Genomic DNA, 2,608 nt, shown 5'->3' on the forward strand with positions numbered 1-2,608 from the left:
CCCGAGTGGGCCGCCCGCCGCGCCGCCCGGCTCACCCCGGAGGTGGAACGGCTGCGCGCCCGCCCGGCCCCGGCCAGCATGGTCGTCGGCGACACCGACGACCGCGTCGAACTCCAGTCCCTGGGCACCGGCCGCCGGGTCCGCGGCGCCCTGGCCGTCGGCACCGGGGCCGCCCTCGGGACCGCCGAGCGGTACGCCGTGCACTCCGCGGTCGCCCTCCTCACCCTCACCACCGCCCGCTCCCGCGCCCTCCAGGGCGCCGAACAGCGCCTCGGCGCGGCGGTGCTGCGGATGCTGCTCGCCGGCCAGCCCGACCACGCCCGCGCGGTCGCCGGGGACCTCTACGGCGGACTGCTCGACGCCCCCTTCCGGCTGCTCATCGCCGAGGCCCAGGACCCCGGCGCCACGGCGCCCCTGGCCGACGTCCTGGAAACCGCCGCCCACCGGTCCGGGGAGACCCTGCTGATGGTCCCCGAGGGCGAACGGCTCCTGGTGCTGGCCGCGGACGACGGCGCGGCGGTGGCCGCCTGCGCGGCGTACGCCGAGGCGCAGGACGCACGCGCCCCGCGCGAGTCGGCCGCCGCCCAGGAGTCCGACATCGTGGTGGGCATGTCCGCCCCGGCGGGCCCGGTCGCCGTCTCCGCCGCGTACAAGCAGGCCGAACAGGCCCTCTCGGTTGCCCGCCGCCGGGGCAGGGCCCTGGTCGAGCACGCCGAGCTGGCCACCGGCTCCGTGCTGCCGCTGCTCGCCGACGACGCGGTGCGGGCCTTCGCCGACGGCATGCTCCGCGCCCTGTACGAGCACGACGCCAAGGGCCGGGGCGATCTGGTCGCCTCCGTGCGCGCCTGGCTCGCGCACCACGGCCAGTGGGACGCGGCCGCCGCCGACCTCGGGGTCCACCGGCACACCCTGCGGTACCGGATGCGGCGGGTGGAGGAGATCCTCGGCCGCTCGCTGGACGACCCCGACGTCCGGATGGAGCTGTGGCTCGCCCTGAAGGTCACCACACCCCCTGGCCAATGAGGCGCACCCCGGCCCCTGTCTGCTCCATCCCGGACAAACGCCGGAGGGTCCGTGCGGCCCTACCGTGGGGGCGGACACACCCCCCGCCATCGAAGGGCCGGAACCCCATGACCTCCACCCACGCCTTCTGGCTGGCCGGCCGTCAGGCCACCGGCGAGGAAAGCTTCGACGTCACCAACCCCTGGGACGGGCGTCTCGTCGGCACGGTCGGCGTCCCGACCGAGGCCCAGGTCGAGGAGGCCGTCGCCGCCGCGCACGCCGTGCGCGAGGAGTTCGCCGCGACCCCGGCCCACGTCCGGGCCGCCGCGCTGGACCACGTCGCCCGCCGCCTCGCGGAGCGCACCGAGGAACTGGCCGGGCTGATCTCCGCCGAGAACGGCAAGCCGATCAAGTGGGCGCGCGGCGAGGTCGGCCGGGCCGTCTCCGTCTTCCGCTTCGCCTCCGAGGAGGCCCGCCGGTTCAACGGCGGCGACGCCCAGCGCCTGGACACCGACGCCGGCGGCACCGGCCGGCTCGCCCTGACCCGCCGCTTCCCGCGCGGCACCGTCCTCGGCATCGCCCCCTTCAACTTCCCGCTGAACCTCAGCGCCCACAAGGTCGCCCCGGCCATCGCCGTGGGCGTCCCGATCATCCTGAAGCCGGCCCCGGCCACCCCGATCTCCTCGCTGGTGCTGGGCGAACTGCTGGCCGAGACGGACCTCCCGGCCGGCTCCTGGTCCGTCCTCACGGTCCCCAACGACCGGATGCCCGCCCTCGTCCAGGACGAGCGCCTGCCGGTCATCTCCTTCACCGGCTCCGCCCCGGTCGGCTACGCGATCATGGACTCGGTGCCCCGCAAGCACTGCACGCTGGAACTCGGCGGCAACGGCGCGGCCGTGGTGCTCGGCGACTACGCCTCCGACGAGGACCTGGACTGGGCCGCGTCCCGCATCGCGACCTTCTCCAACTATCAGGGCGGCCAGTCCTGCATCTCGGTGCAGCGCGTCATCGCGGACGCCGGCGTGTACGACCGGCTGCTGCCCCGGATCGTCGCCGCCGTGGAGGCCCAGGTCACCGGCGATCCCTCCGACCCGTCCACCGACGTCGGCCCGCTCGTGGACGAGGCCGCCGCCCGGCGCGTCGAGTCCTGGGTGGACGAGGCCGTCGCCGCGGGCGCCCGGCTGCTCGCGGGCGGCAAGCGCGACGGCTCGTCGTACGCGCCGACCGTCCTCACCGACCTGCCCGAGGGTGTCACCCTCGCCACCGAGGAGGTCTTCGGGCCCGTCCTCTCGGTGCAGAAGGTGGACGGCGAGGCCGCCGCGTTCGCCGCCGTCAACGCCTCGCAGTACGGGCTCCAGGCGGGCGTGTTCACGCACGACGTCCAGGCCGCCTTCCGCGCCCACCGCGCCCTGGAGGTCGGCGGCGTCATCATCGGCGACGTCCCCTCGTACCGCGCCGACCAGATGCCGTACGGCGGAGCCAAGCAGTCCGGCGTCGGCCGCGAGGGCGTCCGCTAAGCGATGGAAGACTAAAAATAAGAGCGAGTCCTGGTCCTCACCGGCCTCGCCCTCTAGCGGCGGAGAGCGGCGGGGAGCGTCCAGTCGCT

At 75.5% G+C, this 2,608-nt stretch carries 2 protein-coding genes; both read left to right on the forward strand.

Annotated elements, in window-relative coordinates:
* The coding region (locus MHW47_RS34405; RefSeq protein WP_239227765.1) for a CdaR family transcriptional regulator at nucleotides 1-1,023 on the forward strand (1,023 nt) is incomplete at its 5' end.
* A gap of 107 nt (nucleotides 1,024-1,130) precedes the next feature.
* A complete protein-coding gene (locus tag MHW47_RS34410; RefSeq protein ID WP_239227766.1) occupies nucleotides 1,131-2,519 on the forward strand; it encodes an aldehyde dehydrogenase family protein in 1,389 nt (462 codons plus the stop codon).
* The last annotated feature ends 89 nt before the right edge of the window (nucleotides 2,520-2,608 follow it).

It is taken from the genome of Streptomyces sp. OfavH-34-F, assembly GCF_022347745.1.
Lineage (GTDB): Bacteria > Actinomycetota > Actinomycetes > Streptomycetales > Streptomycetaceae > Streptomyces.